A 16855-nucleotide genomic window follows, 5' to 3' on the forward strand; every position below is an offset into this window, starting at 1 on the left:
TATGTTTCAGACGGCCTTGAAAACGAGGCGGTAATACAAGTCCTGACGGAATGCACCGCTTTCAACCAAGGCTTCGAGGTTTTTATGGGTTGCACAAATAATGCGTACGTCCACAGAGGTTTCCCGCGCATCGCCAATACGGCGCACGGCTTTTTCTTGAATGGCGCGCAGGAGTTTGACCTGCATGGCAAGCGGCAAATCGGCAACTTCGTCAAGGAACAAAGTGCCGCCGTCAGCATGTTGGAAAAAACCTAAACGGTCTTGATCCGCGCCGGTAAAGCTGCCTTTTTTGTAACCGAAAAATTCGCTTTCCATCAGGTTTTCAGGAATGGCACCGCAGTTGACAGCAATAAACGGTTTGTCGGCACGGTCGGACAGCTCGTGAATCGTGCGCGCCGCCTGCTCTTTACCCGTACCGGACTCGCCGGAGATATAAACGGGAACAAGGCTGTGGGCCAATCTGCGAATCAGGTGGCGTACTTCGACCATTTGCGGCGAAGTACCCAACAGGCGCGGCATATCGTCCTCGCCTTCCAATATAGGTGCGTCTTGTTGCAGAGCAGGATTGATGCTGCCGGCCGAAAAACGTTCTTTTAAGGAATTGAGCCCTTCCGGAACAGTCAAAGGCCGGTTAAATTCACTCTGTACGCTCTTAGGAGGTGTCACGACAGGCTTGGCCGGCTGAGGTTCGGGTTTATACAGGGCGGCAGAAACTGGCGCAGGCTGCGATTTGACTTTTTCAGACGGCGTGGGTTCGGCAGTATTGTCTGAAACCGATACTGCCGATTTAACCAATGAACGCAACTGCGACAGCGTAATCGGTTTTTGCAGATAATCAAACGCCCCTGCTTTCAAGGCTTCAACGGCTTGGTCGGCATTGCCGAAAGCCGTAATCACGGCGACGGGCGTATCGAGCATCAACTCGTCGATGTATTGGACAACCTCGAGACCTGAACCATCGGGCATACGCATATCGGTCAACACCAGCGAATAATCGTTGTTGTCCAGCTTGTCTTTAGCCTCTTCAACACCAGCCGCCGTATCGACGCGCAGACCCATTTTCATCAGTGTCATTTCCATCAGGTCGCGGATGTCTGCCTCGTCATCGACAACCAAAACCGGCTCTTGCAATTTATTCATCCTGCGCTTGCTCCTTCGGTAAAATCAATTCAAACCCGTTCATTTCAGGGTGATAATGCAGCTGCCCCATATTGGCGTGTGCCAACTCGCGTGCGACGTAAAGCCCCAAACCGGTGCCTTGTTTTTCGGTAGTGTAAAACGGCTCGAACAAATGATTTCGTACATCAGGCGGCACGCCTTTGCCGTTGTCCGCCACTACGATGGAAATATGCATCCTGCCGCTAGGGCGGATAAGGACGGTAATGGCGTTTTCGTCCTGACGGCTGTGTCGCCAAGCATTGTTGCACAAGTTCCACATCACTTGCTGCAAGTGCATAGGATCGACCAATACGGTCAGGTTGTTGCCGTCCATATTCATGCGCAGACAGCCGATGGCATCGGGATTGTTCAAGGTAAATTCCTGCTTGAACTCCAACCAGAATTTCATCAGATTAATCGGCTGGCGGCTGATGTTGTCTCGTTTGTTAAGCAGGGATACGTCTTCCAACATCTTGTCGATGCGTTGGATATTGCTGTCGATGATGTTGTAGAGCCTGGCCTTGAGCGGGGCTGCCTCATCGCCCTCTTGCAACAAATCGCTGGCATGACGAATGGCGGACATCGGATTACGGATTTCGTGGGCAAGGTTGGCAGTCAACTGTCCGAGCGCAGTCAGTTTGGTGGACATGGCCTCCGCAGCCACTTCACGCAATGAGCGGACGTACAACATCAGCAGCTCGGTTTGCTCCTGAATCAGCGGAACGGCACGGACGTGCATGGCGTGTTGGAAAATATGGATATCGGTTTCAAAAGGTTTGTCGGGTTGGCGCTGCCAGCGTGCGACCAGCTCGCCAAACACGATTTCCTGCTGATCGATAATCAGGCTGGGGAAATAGATTTTTGCCTGTTTGTTAAACAGCCACACGCGTTGGGTCGCATCAATCACCACAACCGCTTCCTGTACGCGGTTCAAAACCAACCGGTTCAAGCCGCTGATACGGCGGTATGCCAGTTGATGGCGGCTGGCGGACTCTGTGGCCTGCTCCAGATAATGGGCAGCAAACGATGTCAGCATCGCCACCAGATAGCCTGCACCGATCAGCATCAAAGAATTCAACATTGATTTCGCGTCCCAATTAAACGAATCGAAACGCATACTGCCGTCTAAAAACAGGTTCAAAATAAACAACATTGCCGTATAACCTGCGTACAGCATGGGATAATGTCCATAACTGAGCAGACACGACGTAGCGACAAACGGCAAAACCAAAATCCCGAAACCGGAAGCCGTACCGCCGGAGATATACACCAAAACCATCATCATGGTGATGTCGACCACGGCACCGGCATTGGGCAAATCCAAAGACTGCCACTGCCAGCCCGGACGGAACACGGAGAGCATAATCAGGAAGAAATACAGCGTTACCCAGATATAAAACCCAACGTCCGGCAACGAAACACCAATCAGGTTGCCGCCCATGTAGCTGCCGAAAGCGTGCAAAACCAAAAGCGGTAAGAGGATGGCTATTCGGGCAATGTTGATTACACCGGGAATCCGCTCCCTCAGATTACCCACTTCTTGAAGATTGGCTCTGTTCATAAGTGAACCTTTTTTATTATCATGCAATGTCGTATAAATTTAATTTATTTAGATATATTTGTTCTTGTTTCAGGACAAACTTTTCAGACGGCCTGAGATTTCCAATACCTTGCCTTTTTTACCGCGTTTGCCGTCGATGTCGCAAATGCGCAATTTTTCCTGATGCGCCGCACCGCGCTTGCCGACGGTTTCGACGATGAATTCCGCAGCCGTGGTCACGAGGACATGTTCTAAAGATGCACCGTCGGTAAGCGACATCAGCTGCAAACCGCGGCCTTTAGGCATGACTTTGAGCTCGCCGATGGAAAACGCTAAGAGACGATGGTCGCTGCTGGCCAGTACGACTTTGCAGTCTGGATTAATCAGTGAAGAAGCATAGACGGCAACCGGTGGCAGGACGGTTTCGCCGCTGTCCACAGTCATCACCACTTTGCCCGCTTTCACGCGTCCGACCATATCGCCCAGCTTGGCGATGAAGCCGTAGCCGCCGCTGCCCGACAATAAATAATGTTGTTCCGGCAATCCTGTCAACATCGCAATGGGTTTCGCGCCGTTTTGCAGCTCGATTAAGGATGAAATCGGCACGCCGTCGCCGCGTCCGCCGGGGATTTCGGCGGCATCAAGGGTGTAGGTTCTGCCCAATGAATCCAGAATGACGACGGGTAAAACCGTTCTGCCTTCGAGGGTTTGTTTGAGGCGGTCGCCTTCTTTGAACGCGGTTTGGCTCAAATCGAGATTATGTCCGGCACGGCTGCGTATCCAGCCTTTTTCAGACAGAATCAGCGTGATGGGTTCGTCGGCGGTGGTCTGCGTCAACACGGCGCGTCCGGCTTCTTCCACCAGCGTGCGGCGCGCATCGCCGTATTGTTTCATATCTGCCTGCATCTCTTTAATCATCAGCTTGCGTTTTTCGTTTTCGTCGCCCAAAAGGATATTCAGACGGCCTTGTTCCTCACGCAATTCGTTCAATTCTTTTTCGAGTTTGAAACCTTCCAAACGCGCCAACTGGCGCAGGCGGATTTCCAAAATGTCTTCGGCTTGGATTTCGGTCAGCCCGAACGCCGCCATCAAATCGGCTTTCGGGTCGTCTGATTCGCGGATGACTTTAATCACTTCGTCGATGTGCAGAAAGACTTTCAGACGGCCTTCGAGGATATGCAGCCGTTTTTCCACTTGGTTCAAACGGAATTTCAGACGGCGTGTTACGGTAACGGTGCGGAAATCCAACCATTCCTGCAAAATCGTTTTCAGGTTTTTCTGCGCGGGGCGGTTGTCCAGCCCCATCATCACCAAGTTCATGGACACATTGCCTTCCAGCGAAGTCTGCGCCATTAGCGTGTTGATGAAGGTATCGGTATCGATGCGGCTGGATTTCGGCTCGAACACAAGGCGCACGGGATGTTCGCCGTCGGACTCGTCGCGCACGCGGTCGATTAAATCCAGCATCAGCTTTTTGGTGTTGAGCTGGTCTTGGTTGAGCTGCTTTTTGCCCGCTTTCGGTTTCGGGTTGGTCTGTTCTTCGATTTCGGCAAGGATTTTGGCGGAGTTGGCGTTCGGCGGCAGCTCGGTTACGATGACGCGCCATTGTCCGCGCGCCAGTTTCTCGATTTCGTAACGTGCACGCACGCGCACGCTGCCTTTGCCGGTTTCATAAATCCGGCGCAATTCGTCCGCCGGCGTGATGATTTGACCGCCGCCGGCAAAATCGGGGGCAGGAATATATTGCATCAGGTCGGCGGTTTCCAGCGTCGGCTTTTTCAACAACGCAATCGCCGCCTGCGTAACTTCGTTCAAATTGTGCGACGGAATCTCGGTCGCCATGCCCACCGCGATGCCTGACGCGCCGTTGAGCAACACCATAGGCAGACGTGCAGGCAGGTGCAGCGGTTCGTCAAACGCGCCGTCGTAGTTCGGCACGAAATCCACCGTTCCCTGATTGATTTCGGACAACAGCAATTCCGCAATCGGCGTGAGCCGCGCTTCGGTGTAACGCATCGCCGCCGCCCCGTCGCCGTCGCGCGAGCCGAAGTTGCCGATGCCGTCGATTAAGGGATAGCGCAAGGTAAAATCCTGCGCCATCCGCACCATCGCCTCATAGGCGGAACTGTCGCCGTGCGGGTGGTATTTGCCCAAAATCTCACCGACCACGCGCGCCGATTTCACCGGCTTCGCCCCCGCCGTCAAACCCATATCGCGCATGGCAAACAAAATACGCCGCTGCACAGGCTTTTGGCCGTCTGAAACTTCAGGCAGCGCGCGGCCTTTGACCACGCTCATGGCGTATTCGAGATAGGCGCGTTCGGCGTATTGCCCTAACAGCAGGTAATCTTCGCCGACAGGAGATGGGCTTGGAGCGGAAATGTGTTCTGTCATCAGGATGGTAAAACGAAATAAATTAAAGAAGGATATTGTAAAGCAAAATCGGTAGTCATAGCCAATTTGAGTGATGAACGGTAGTGCAGCGACAATAAGGCTTACCGAATCAGGTCAGCAAATGGAATCCGTTTCGACAAAAAAGGCCGTCTGAAACCATTTCATGTTTCAGACAGCCTTTTCATTTTGGTTTTAAATCAAAACTTCATTATTCTGCAGTAGCCGGTTTGGCCGCAGTTTTAATGGTTAAGGTCAACGCGGCGGCAATGGCGAGGAAAACACCGGCAAAAGTCATCGCGTTGGCAGGGTTTGAACCCAAGAAGGTTTTGTACACCCAGCCGAAAGATACGGTTTCAATCAGCATTGGAACCACAATCATCATGTTCACAATACCCATGTACACGCCGTAACGTTCTTTCGGAATAGAGCCGACCACAATCATAAACGGCACACCCATCATACTTGCCCAACCGACACCGAAACCAATCATCGGCGCAAACATCAGGTATTTATTGCCGATGTGCGGAATGGTGAGCAAGGCCAGCGCGGCAAGGGTTACGGCAAAGGCGTGGACATATTTGGCGGCATATTTGCGCGCCATCCACATCAGGCCGAAGGCGGAGATAAAGGTTACAACGTTGTAGAAACCGTTTACCAAACCGGTCCATGCCACCGCTTGACTATACGCTTCGGTATTTTCAACAGTCGAATCCCAAACAGATTGGACGATACTGTGGGAAATATATTGCCAGTAGATAAAGAGCGCGTACCATTGGAAGAGATACACCAAAGCCAGTTGCCACAAGGCAGTCGGCATTTCGCGTATAGCAACGATAATATCTTTAACAGCATGAGCCGGACCGCTTGGTTGCGCCTTAATAGCCGCCATTTCTTCAGGACTAGGCTCGTGTTCGGATGTCGATAAAACAGTAACCAAAACCGAACCGATAGAGCAAACCGCACCAATATAGAAGGAGCCGAATACCCAATATGGGATACCCGCTTCGGAAGTTTGTTTCAACCAACCGATTTGCTGGAAGATATAGAGGGAAACGTTGGCCAGGGTAATACCCAAACCGGTAAACACAGACTGCATCAAGAAACCGGTAGATTGCTGATGTTCAGGAACCGTATCGGCAATAAAGGCACGGAAAGGTTCCATTGCAGTGTTGTTACTGATGTCCAAGAGCCACAGCAGTAATACGGCCACCCACAATGCGGTAACGTGCGGATAGATAAAGAGACAGAGGCTGCAACCGATGGCGCCGATCAAGAAATACGGGCGGCGGCGACCCAATCCCGGCACCCAAGTGCGGTCACTCATCGCACCAATCATCGGCTGCACCAGCAAACCGGTAATCGGGCCTGCCATATTCAAAATCGGCAACTGGCTCGGATCGGCATGAAGAAAGCTGAAAATCGGATTAATCGCAGTTTGCTGCAACCCGAAGCTATATTGAATACCGAAGAAACCAAAGTTCATCAGCATAATCTGGCGAAGTGTCATCGCCACTTGTGGGGAGATTTTCATATGAAGGCTACTCCTGGGTAATAAACTATGGAAACAACAAACTCCAATTTCAGCGGTATGACGCTTTTATTATATTTGGGCTGCCCTTTTTACTGAGGCAACTCCGTTTTCAGGCGGCCTTTATTTTGACCGTTTGCATGATTCTTATTTTGATGTGTGTTTGTATTGTTTAGAGTTTATTTTCAGGCCGTCTGAAACTATTTATTAATCACAGACTGACGCCAGATGGTTTCCCCCACGACCTTGACCGGCTGAACCGAGCCTGCCGGGTATTCAATGTGTTGAAACAGCAAATCCGCCGCCATCTCGCCCATGCGCAAATAGGGCAACTCTGTACTGGTCAACGGCGGAAACAGCGTCTCCGCAATCGCACTGTGGTTATCATATCCGGCAACCGAAACCTGCTCGGGAACCCGTACGCCGCGTGTCCTCAAAATCCCGTACACGCGCACTGCCATTTCATCGTTGCCGCAGCAAATTACCGTCGGTGGAAGCGGCAAAGACAGCAGCTTCAAAATAGCCGAAATCAAAGACCCGCTGTCGTTGCTGAAGTCAGGATAGCCAGTTTGCACCAAATCAGGATCGAAAACAATATCCGCATCAGCCAAAGCACGGCGGTATCCGGCCAATCTCAAACGCGTTGCTTCTACGCCCGGTTGCAAAGTCACATAAGCAATCCGTTTGTGTCCGCTTTGGATAATCCGGCGCACCAAGCCATACCGCCCTGCTTCATCGTCCGGCAAAACCGCAGGCGTACCCGCCGAATCAAAGCAGTTGACCAACACCATCGGGCAACGGTTGGGTACTTCCGGCAGCAATACTTCCTGATGGAAACCTGCCACATATAAAATCCCCTCGGCACGATGTTCCATAAAGGTACGAATCAACGGTTCCATCTGACCGGGCTGACCCGGCTTATTGTCGATGTCGGCAATCATCAAAATCTTGCCTTGTGCGCGAATCTGCTGCTGAATGCCCTTAATCAAGAACATATCCGGTATACCGTGTCCGCCCGTATTTTCGCCCGTCCGCGAAATGGCGCCGGTAATCAGACCGACCAATCCGGAACGGTGTGACCGCATAATCCGCGCTGCAGAAGACGGGATATAGCCCAAAGCAGCAATTGCTGTTTCTACTTTGGAACGGGTTTTATTACTGACCGGCGCATCGCCGTTAATCACCCGGCTGACCGTCTTGGGAGATACCCCGGCATAAGCAGCGACATCATAAATTGTAGCCATCTTACGGACCTGCCCCGACAAGATTTCAATAATGTTACATAGGATAACACAGCAGACATCGGTGTCATACCCCCCTTTTTTACAGAAGCTTGATGATAATCAACCGTTTCTATTACATTTTGCATACATTTCTTAAACAAAACCGCCCCTGCCACCTCCCAAAAGTTGTCCAAATTTGTTAAACTACAAACAACTACAAAAAGCAGAAAATAGATACCCTGCTTGTTTACCGTTACATATTAAGGAAACGAGATGTCCGCATACTCAGACGCATGGCAGGCCTTGGAAGCCCATCATGCCGATACTCGACACGTTACCCTGCGCGAACGCTTCGCAGCAGATGCCGAACGTTTCAATAATATGCACGAAATTCTGCACGGTTTGTTATTTGATTACAGTAAAAACCGCCTAGATGAAAACACCCTTGATTTATTGTGCCAACTGGCCGAAGCAGCCGATTTGCCACAATATATGCAGGCCATGAGCAGCGGTGAAAAAATCAACACCAGCGAACACCGCGCCGTACTCCACACCGCCCTGCGCCTGCCTGCCAATGCCAAACCTGTTTACGTTGACGGCGAAAACATCGTGCCAAATGTTCATCACGAACTCAACCGCGCACTCGAGTTCGCACGCCAACTTTTAGACGGCACGCACGCAGGCATTACCGGCAAACCGATTACCGACTTGGTTCACATCGGTATCGGCGGCTCCGATTTGGGTCCGCGCATGGCCACACAGGCGCTGCAGCCTTATTGGCAAAACATCCGCGTCCACTTTGTCAGCAACTCCGATGATGCCGACCTGACCCAAACCCTTCTCGGCCTCAATCCCGAAACCACCGTATTCAGCATTGCCAGCAAATCGTTCCGCACACCGGAAACCCTGCTCAATACCTATGCGGCGCGTACTTGGTACCGAGATGCAGGTTTGCCCGATTCCGGCATCTACCGCCACTTCTGCGCCATTTCCGCCGATGTGGTCGCAGCCCCAAACTTCGGCATCTCCCCCGACAAAGTCTTCGCCATGTCCGACTGGGTCGGCGGCCGCTATTCCGTCTGGTCGCCCATCGGCCTGCCGCTGATGGTTGCCGTCGGCGAAAAAGCATTCCGCAAAATGCTGGCCGGCGCACACGCGATGGATACCCATTTCTTCGAAACACCATTCCGCCACAACATTCCCGTCCTGATGGCGCTCATCAACGTTTGGTACAACAACTTCCAACATTCAGACGGCCAAACCGTTGTCCCATACAGCCACAACATGCGCCTCTTCACACCATGGCTCAACCAGCTTGATATGGAAAGCCTCGGCAAACAGCGTACTTCAGACGGCCAACCCGTTTCCTGCACCACCGGCGGCATTGTCTTCGGCGATGAAGGTGTCAACTGCCAACATGCCTACTTCCAGCTTCTGCACCAAGGCACGCGTCTGATTCCCGTCGACTTCATCGTCCCCATGACCACAGTCTACGGCAACCACCGCCAACACCGCTTTACCGTTGCCAATGCCTTCGCTCAAGCCGAAGCGCTGATGAAAGGCAAAACTTTGGACGAAGTGCAAATCGAATTGGCCGCCCTACCCCAAGAAGAACGCGACCGCCTTGCACCGCAAAAAGAATTCCCCGGCAACCGTCCGAGCAACAGCCTGCTCCTCGACAGCCTGACGCCTTTCAACCTCGGCATGCTGATGGCGGCTTACGAACATCGTACTTTCGTACAGGGCGTCATTTGGCGTATCAACCCCTTCGACCAATGGGGCGTGGAATACGGCAAAGAGCTGGCCAAAACCATCGAACCCGAACTCGAACGCGGCACGCCGGCACACGACAGCTCCACCAACGGTCTGATTGCCTTCTACCGCAACTGCAACGCAAGATCGAAGGCCGTCTGAAAATAAAATGCCCGTAAGACAAGCATATCTGCCTGTCTTACGGGCATTTCAAAACCTAATCGGCGGTAAGAATGAACCGTTATTGTTGAAAAATCTACTGGTTAACTTCAATCAGGGAAAGCATGAAGAAGTTAGGAAGTTGGTTGGAGAGTTGATTAGGGTAGATTTTATTCAAATGAAAGACTAGGCTATGAAATCAAAATTTGTGTATAAGTTACTGGTAATTTCAAAGTACCTGTATATTTTAATTTGTATATCAATACCAATCGTTTTTATTTCTGAAAGCTACCAAGGAGATAATGTTGATTTTATGATTTATATTCATGCTTTTATTATTTTTTCCATATTGGGTGTATTGGCTCAATATTCTATATCTAATTTTTTTGAAAAGGAAAAATAAAAGGTGCGGGTGGTATGTATTTTTATTCGCCAACTTATTTAGTGAAAGCGCAAGCACTTTGTAAACAATATGGCGTTTTGCTGATTTTTGATGAAATCGCTACGGGATTTGGTCGAACAGGGAAATTATTTGCAGCTGAACATGCAGGCATTTCGCCAGATATTAGCTGAAAAAGATTATGTCAAAGAAGTTCGCGTATTAGGGGCGATTGGGGTGGTTGAAATGAAAAGTGCGGTAAATATGAAAACTTTAGTCCCACGTTTTGTGGAACAAGGTGTTTGGATTCGACCTTTCGGAAAATTGGTTTATGTGATGCCACCATTTGTGATTAAAGATGATGAACTTCAGAAATTAACGGAAGGCATGATTTTGGCTTTAACGCAGGAATATGAACATTAGGATGAAAAATGGATGCTTTCAAACAGCAACTGGAACAGCTTAGCGCGCAAAATCAATATCGTTCGATTCCGGATTTAATTCATCAAGGGCGGTATATTACGCGGGAAAACCGCAAAATGTTGAATATGTCATCTAATGATTATTTGGGTTTGGCATCAGATGAACATTTGCGCCGGTCTTTTTTGCAGCAATACGGCGGTAATTTTCCCTCTTTTACCAGTTCTTCATCGCGTTTATTAACGGGCAACTTTCCTATTTATACCGATCTTGAGCAGCTTGTCGCACAACGTTTCAAACGGGAAAGCGCGTTATTGTTCAACAGCGGCTATCACGCCAATCTCGGTATTTTGCCTGCTTTGACGACGACGAAAAGTTTGATTTTGGCAGATAAATTCGTTCACGCCAGTATGATTGACGGCATTCGTTTAAGCCAATGTGAATTCTTTCGTTATCGTCATAATGATTATGAACATTTGAAAAATCTGCTTGAAAAAAACGTCGGAAAATTTGACCGCACTTTTATCGTTACCGAATCTGTTTTCAGTATGGACGGCGATGTGGCGGATTTGAAACAGCTTGTCCAATTAAAAAAACAGTTTCCCAATACTTATCTTTATGTGGATGAAGCCCACGCAATCGGTGTTTATGGGCAAAACGGATTGGGGATTGCCGAACGGGATAATCTGATTGCCGAGATTGATTTATTGGTCGGCACTTTCGGTAAAGCCTTAGCCTCGGTGGGGGCGTATGCCGTCTGCAACCAAGTATTGAAAGAATGTTTGATTAATCAAATGCGCCCATTGATTTTTTCAACCGCATTGCCGCCGTTTAATGTGGCTTGGACTTATTTTATTTTTGAACGATTGCCGCAATTCTCAAAAGAAAGAAGCCGTCTTGAGCAGTTAAGTGCATTTTTACGCCAAGAAGTGGAACACAGAACGCAAATAATGCCGAGCCAAACTTGCATCGTTCCCTATATTTTAGGCGAGAACGAAGCAACCCTTACTAAGGCGAAAGATCTGCAAGAGCAAGGTTATTATTGCCTGCCCATCAGACCGCCGACAGTACCAAAAGGTACATCCAGAATACGATTGTCTTTGACGGCAGATATGACAACGGATGAAGTGCGGCAGTTTGCGGCGTGCCTGTAAGGATATGATATGAAAACAAAATTTTACAATCATCAAGGCGAACATTTAATCCTGTATTTTGCAGGTTGGGGAACGCCGCCCGATGCTGTAAATCATCTGATTTTGCCGGAAAATCACGATTTATTGATTTGCTATGATTATCAAGATTTAAATTTGGATTTTGATTTTTCCGCCTATCGGCACATCCGTTTGGTGGCGTGGTCAATGGGCGTTTGGGCGGCAGAGAGGGCATTGCAAGGAATAAGATTAACATCCGCAACGGCAGTGAATGGCACAGGTTTGCCCTGTGATGACAATTTTGGCATTCCTGACACTATTTTTAAAGCGACACTGGACAATCTCACAGAAAATACCCGTTTAAAATTTGAACGCAGAATCTGTGGCGATAAAGCATCTTTTGAACGTTACCAACTATTTTCCGCCCGTCCGTTTGACGAAATTCATCAAGAACTTACCGCACTTTTTGCAATAATCGGGCAAGATAGGCGTACAGATTTGATCCGCTGGACAAACGCCTTAATCGGTTCGCAGGATAAAATTTTTATGCCCGCCAACCAATACCGGTATTGGACACCGCGTTGCACGGTTCGAGAAACAGACGGCGGACATTACCTGTTTTCAAGATTCACCCATTGGCCGGCACTATGGAATCACTGACTGCCATAAATAAATCGCGCATTCGGCAGGCTTTCCAAAAAGCATTAAACGATTATGACCGGCACGCCTTAATCCAACAGCAAATGACGATTAATTTAATGGCGCATTTGCAAGATTATTTACCGGATATGCCATTAGAGAACGTGTTGGAATTGGGCTGCGGTTCGGGAATGTTGAGTGCCTTGCTGCAAAAACAGATTTCAGCGGATTATTGGTTATTTAATGATTTGTGCGATGTGCAGCCCCAACTGTCTGAAAAACTGCCGCAATCCTTTGATTTTTATTGCGGCGATGCGGAAAACTTTCCTTTTCAACGACAATTTGACTTAATCGCAAGCGCATCCGCCGTGCAATGGTTCCACCAACCCGAGGCTTTTATCGCCCATTGCAAAACAGGTTTGAAAACAAACGGATTATTGGCGGTTGCAAGCTTTGGCGAAGACAATTTAAAAGAAGTCCGCCAGATTACAAATATAGGCTTAAATTACCCGACTTTATCCCAATGGCAGGCTTGGTTGGCCAAAGATTTTGAGCTTTTATGGTGTGAGGATTTTAAGGCAATACTAGACTTTGATACGCCGTCAGATGTACTCAAACACCTTAAATATACAGGCGTAACAGCCACGAACCAAAAAAACTGGACAAGAAAAAATCTCAATGGATTTATTGGCGATTACTTGTCGGCGTTCAGTATGCCGTCGGGCAAAGTGCGCCTGACTTATCATCCGTTATTTTTTATCGCGCGCTATTCTGCGGCGGGCAGGCAATAAGGCGGCTTATGGGCAAAGTTATTTTTATCATGATTGAACTATCCATTGAGGATCTGGAGCTAATTTATGGAGGAGGCTTAGGAGAGAGAATCCTTCAAGGAGGAGCAAATGGTGCATAAATAGGAGGATCAATTGGTGCAGGTATTGGTCTGGGTGTCGGTATAGCTTTTGGTAGTATTCCTGCCGGACCGGCTATTATTGCCTTTGGCACAGCTGGTGCTGCTGTGGGTGCTGTAACTGGTATGGGTGTTGCAGCATATGAGTATTACCAAGAAACTCAGCCTAAAGGGACAGTAACGGTCGGTCCGATTTCTGCTTTTGCTGTGGACAAATCAGGAAACGGCTACACTGACGGCACAAATTACCACTGATATTTCTCATCGTTCAAACGATCTCTAGGGGTCGTCTGAAACTTTCTTAACTTCAATTTTATGAATACACCCAAGCAACCCTTCTTCCGTCCTGAAGTCTCCGTTGCCCGCCAAACCAGTTGTTCCAACAAAAGGCCGTCTGAAACTTAATTTGTCAAAGTTTCAGACGGCCTTTATTCAATAAAGATAGCAGAAGTTCATTCGCCATATCCCCCATCTTTGCTACAATATCCCTTTCCTTTTTTATTGATTCCACTATGACAACCGCACCCCAACCCAGCACTATGCAGCGAATTTTCTCGCGCAGTATGCTGATTTGTATCTTTACAGGCTTCACTTCGGGGCTGCCGCTTTATTTTCTGATCAACCTGATTCCGGCATGGTTGCGCAGCGAACATGTCGATTTGAAAACCATCGGCCTGATGGCACTTATCGGGCTGCCTTTCACTTGGAAATTTATCTGGTCTCCCGTCATTGATTTGGTCAGATTGCCTTTTTTAGGACGGCGGCGCGGTTGGATGCTGGTTACGCAAATTGGTTTGCTGCTGACCTTGCTCATTTACGCCTTCCTAAATCCTGCTCAGCATTTATATGTAATTATGGGCTTATCGCTAGTCGTCGCTTTTTTCTCTGCCAGCCAAGATATTGTATTGGATGCATTTCGACGCGAAATTTTGTCAGATGAAGAATTAGGCTTGGGCAACTCTATCCACGTCAACGCCTACCGTATTGCTGCTTTAGTACCCGGCTCACTCAGCTTGATTTTGGCCGACTTGATGCCTTGGCACAACGTATTCATCATTACTGCACTATTTATGCTGCCCGGTCTGCTGATGACCCTGTTTTTAGCTAAAGAGCCTGACATTCCACCATCTGTGTCGCGTACATTTGCCCAAACAGTATCTGACCCTTTCAGTGAGTTCTTCTCCCGCAAAGGAATCAAACAGGCCATATTGGTATTGCTGTTTATCTTTCTCTACAAATTGGGCGACAGCATGGCAACGTCTCTGGCAACGCCGTTTTATCTGGATATGGGATTCAGCAAAACCGACATTGGCCTCATTGCCAAAAATGCCGGTTTATGGCCTGCTGTCATTGCCGGTATTGTAGGCGGTATTTGGATGATAAAGCTCGGCATCAACAGGGCATTATGGGTTTTCGGTGTAGCCCAATGGGTTACTATTCTAGGCTTTGCCTGGTTGGCAAATTTTGGCAAGTTTGAAACCATCACACTGACAGAACAAATGATGCTTGCGGCCGTGATTGGTGCAGAAGCAGCTGGTGTCGGTTTAGGTACGGCAGCATTTGTTGCCTATATGGCTCGTGAAACCAATCCAGTATTTACGGCCACTCAATTAGCCCTCTTTACCAGCCTGTCAGCCGTTCCACGTACATTTATCAACGCCTCTGCAGGTTATCTGATTGAAGCGATGGGTTACTTCAATTTCTACTGGCTGTGTTTCGCTTTGGGCATACCGGGCATGTTGTTGCTGTTTAAAGTGGCACCGTGGAATGGCGAAAAAGTGAGTAACTAGATTGCCAGTCTAAAACTTCTAGCAAAACAAAAGGCCGTCTGAATATTCAGACGGCCTTTATCATACAAAAGCTTTATTCGGCAGCAGGTTTGACAGTACTGCGGACATCACCGCTTTTTTCTTTATGTTTCAAAACAGCGCGGTCGAGTTTGTCCATCAAAACATCAATCGCGGCGTACATATCCTGTTCAATCGCTTCAACGTGCAAATCTTTGCCTGCCAGATGCGCATCGGCTTCGGCTTTTTGATTGACTTTTTCCACCGAGAGCGTAATGGTCACAGAGATGATGTTGTCGGCATGGCGATTGATTCGTGCCAACTTATCGGAAACATAGTTTTTGATGGCTTCGGTAACATCAAAATTCAGACCGGTGATTTTCAGATTCATGATACAGCTCCTTCGGTTGATTAGTCCGTCAAAACGGATCGGAATATATCTACTCGGTAAATTTTCGTTTGTGTGCCGGTGGTATGTCTAATGATTCTCTATATTTTGCAACTGTACGTCTGGCGATTTCAATGCCGCGTTGTTTTAATAATTTGACGAGGATCTCGTCCGAATAGGGTTTGCTGCTGTCTTCACTTTCAATCAGCTGGCTCAATACGGCTTTGATTGCGCCTTGGCTGAACCCTTCGCCGTCATCGTCGGCATTGACTGCCTGTGTGAAGAAATAGCGTAACGCAAACAGGCCGCGCGGGCAAGACAAATATTTCTGATTGGCGGCACGCGAGATGGTACTTTCCGCCAAACCCAATTCGGCGGCGGCATCTTTCATCAGCATGGGCGACAGGCCGATTTCTCCGAAGATGAAAAAATCTTCCTGATTTTTGACGATATACTCGGCAAGGCGGAGGACCGTGCTTTTACGCAGCGCCAAAGAATCAATGCGCTGCTTGGCTTCGCTGATTTTTTCCTTCCACTCCGGTGCGCCCTCTTCCGCTGATTTCATCAGGTCGCAATATTCCTGATTGAGCTGCAGCTTCGGCCAAGCCGCCTCGTTGCTGATGACTTCCCAGCCGTCCTTGCCCTCTTTGACCCAAACGTCAGGCTGAATATAAGGCGTAGGCGTGGCAGAGGCGAAACCGTAGGCCGGATAGGGATTGAGCCCTGCAATCATATCGAGCGCGGCTTCTATGGTTTTGCTGTCGGTATTGGGATAGAGTTTACGGAAACGCAGAACGTTTTGTTTGCGGGTTTTGCCTAAGTCTTGAAGCGAACTTTGCACCAAATGCGCGGCCATTTGTCTGGCGGGAGAAGCCGGCAAACGCATCAGTTGCAACATGAGCGACTCGGTCAAATCCGCCGCCGCCACGCCGGGCGGATCAAAGGTTTGCAATACATCCAGCGCATTTTGCAGGGCTTCTTCGTCCAACATCCATTCTAACGGCGTGTGATCGATGATTTCTTCAAGGCTGTCGGTGAGGCAGCCTTGTTCATCCAAAAAATCAATCAAGACGTGAACATAGGCCGCTTCCACTTGCGAGAGCGGATGCTCGCACACTTGGGCATGCAGATAGTGTTTGAAATCCTCTTCTTCGGCGATGTTACTCCAAATATCTTCGGCATCGTCGCCGCTCAACTGCTGACCTGCACGCGGCATGGTAACGGCACGATTGAGTCCGCTATCGGCAAACTCATCGGTTTCCGGACGCTCAAGCAGAGGATTGTCCAACAACCAGTCTTCCACTTCGCGCTCAAGCTCAAGACCCGACATCTGCAAGATGCGCAAAGACTGCTGCAGCCGCTGGTTGAGCTGCTGGGTCTGTTTGAGTTTAAGGACGAGTGAAGACATAGTGTTTGATAGTAAATTTGTT

At 49.0% G+C, this 16855-nt stretch carries 14 protein-coding genes and 1 pseudogene; 8 read left to right on the plus strand and 7 right to left on the minus strand.

Translation table 11 applies throughout. The features are described 5' to 3' along the window. Positions 1 to 24: 24 nt before the first annotated feature. The 5 genes and pseudogenes from FAH67_RS07685 to FAH67_RS07705 form a co-directional block, all read right to left on the minus strand. Positions 25 to 1140, minus strand: a pseudogene (locus FAH67_RS07685) (sigma-54-dependent transcriptional regulator); the annotation flags it as partial. Next, positions 1133 to 2719, minus strand: coding sequence for a two-component system sensor histidine kinase NtrB (locus FAH67_RS07690; RefSeq protein ID WP_003679826.1), 1587 nt, complete (start codon positions 2717 to 2719; stop codon positions 1133 to 1135). The pseudogene FAH67_RS07685 and the gene FAH67_RS07690, both read right to left, overlap by 8 nt. A 69-nt stretch (positions 2720 to 2788) precedes the next feature. Then, positions 2789 to 5092, minus strand: coding sequence for a DNA topoisomerase IV subunit A (gene parC / locus FAH67_RS07695; protein WP_003679827.1), 2304 nt, complete (start codon positions 5090 to 5092; stop codon positions 2789 to 2791). A 208-nt stretch (positions 5093 to 5300) separates the two neighbouring features. After that, complete coding sequence (locus FAH67_RS07700; RefSeq protein ID WP_003679828.1) at positions 5301 to 6623, minus strand: MFS transporter; 1323 nt, start codon at positions 6621 to 6623, stop codon at positions 5301 to 5303. 197 nt (positions 6624 to 6820) lie between these two features. After that, complete coding sequence (locus FAH67_RS07705; protein ID WP_003679830.1) at positions 6821 to 7864, minus strand: LacI family DNA-binding transcriptional regulator; 1044 nt, start codon at positions 7862 to 7864, stop codon at positions 6821 to 6823. 252 nt (positions 7865 to 8116) lie between these two features. Here FAH67_RS07705 and pgi point away from each other — a divergent pair, with 252 nt between their 5' ends. The 8 genes from pgi (at position 8117) to FAH67_RS07750 (ending at position 15040) form a co-directional block, all read left to right on the plus strand. Beyond that, positions 8117 to 9757: a glucose-6-phosphate isomerase gene (gene pgi, locus FAH67_RS07710; protein ID WP_003679831.1), complete on the plus strand. Its 1641-nt coding sequence runs from the start codon at positions 8117 to 8119 to the stop codon at positions 9755 to 9757. Between the two features lie 414 nt (positions 9758 to 10171). After that, the gene (locus tag FAH67_RS12140) at positions 10172 to 10327 is read left to right on the plus strand and encodes an aminotransferase class III-fold pyridoxal phosphate-dependent enzyme (RefSeq protein WP_232500801.1); all 156 of its coding nucleotides are present in this window, start codon (positions 10172 to 10174) and stop codon (positions 10325 to 10327) included. After that, positions 10287 to 10556 (plus strand): aminotransferase class III-fold pyridoxal phosphate-dependent enzyme, encoded by a 270-nt coding sequence (locus tag FAH67_RS07725; RefSeq protein ID WP_232500802.1) that lies wholly within the window; start codon positions 10287 to 10289, stop codon positions 10554 to 10556. Before FAH67_RS12140 ends, FAH67_RS07725 begins: the two co-directional genes overlap by 41 nt. Before the next feature lie 8 nt (positions 10557 to 10564). Then, entirely contained in the window at positions 10565 to 11707 is a 1143-nt protein-coding gene (gene bioF / locus FAH67_RS07730; RefSeq protein WP_003679841.1) for an 8-amino-7-oxononanoate synthase, read from the plus strand. Between the two features lie 9 nt (positions 11708 to 11716). Beyond that, positions 11717 to 12364, plus strand: coding sequence for a pimeloyl-ACP methyl esterase BioG family protein (locus FAH67_RS07735; protein ID WP_003679842.1), 648 nt, complete (start codon positions 11717 to 11719; stop codon positions 12362 to 12364). Continuing rightward, complete coding sequence (bioC, locus tag FAH67_RS07740) at positions 12352 to 13134, plus strand: malonyl-ACP O-methyltransferase BioC (protein ID WP_003679845.1); 783 nt, start codon at positions 12352 to 12354, stop codon at positions 13132 to 13134. The genes FAH67_RS07735 and bioC overlap by 13 nt, the downstream gene beginning before the upstream one ends. Before the next feature lie 224 nt (positions 13135 to 13358). Then, positions 13359 to 13505 carry a hypothetical protein gene (locus tag FAH67_RS12145; RefSeq protein WP_003679848.1) on the plus strand — a complete coding sequence of 49 codons (147 nt, stop codon included), beginning with the start codon at positions 13359 to 13361 and terminating at the stop codon, positions 13503 to 13505. A gap of 284 nt (positions 13506 to 13789) precedes the next feature. Then, positions 13790 to 15040 carry an AmpG family muropeptide MFS transporter gene (locus tag FAH67_RS07750; protein ID WP_172459161.1) on the plus strand — a complete coding sequence of 417 codons (1251 nt, stop codon included), beginning with the start codon at positions 13790 to 13792 and terminating at the stop codon, positions 15038 to 15040. A gap of 73 nt (positions 15041 to 15113) precedes the next feature. Here FAH67_RS07750 and hpf read toward each other — a convergent pair whose 3' ends face one another. Next, positions 15114 to 15428 (minus strand): ribosome hibernation-promoting factor, HPF/YfiA family, encoded by a 315-nt coding sequence (gene hpf / locus FAH67_RS07755; RefSeq protein ID WP_003679851.1) that lies wholly within the window; start codon positions 15426 to 15428, stop codon positions 15114 to 15116. 49 nt (positions 15429 to 15477) lie between these two features. Further along, complete coding sequence (gene rpoN, locus FAH67_RS07760) at positions 15478 to 16833, minus strand: RNA polymerase factor sigma-54 (RefSeq protein ID WP_003679852.1); 1356 nt, start codon at positions 16831 to 16833, stop codon at positions 15478 to 15480. Positions 16834 to 16855 lie beyond the last annotated feature (22 nt).

Source organism: Neisseria flavescens (assembly GCF_005221285.1).
Lineage (GTDB): Bacteria > Pseudomonadota > Gammaproteobacteria > Burkholderiales > Neisseriaceae > Neisseria > Neisseria flavescens.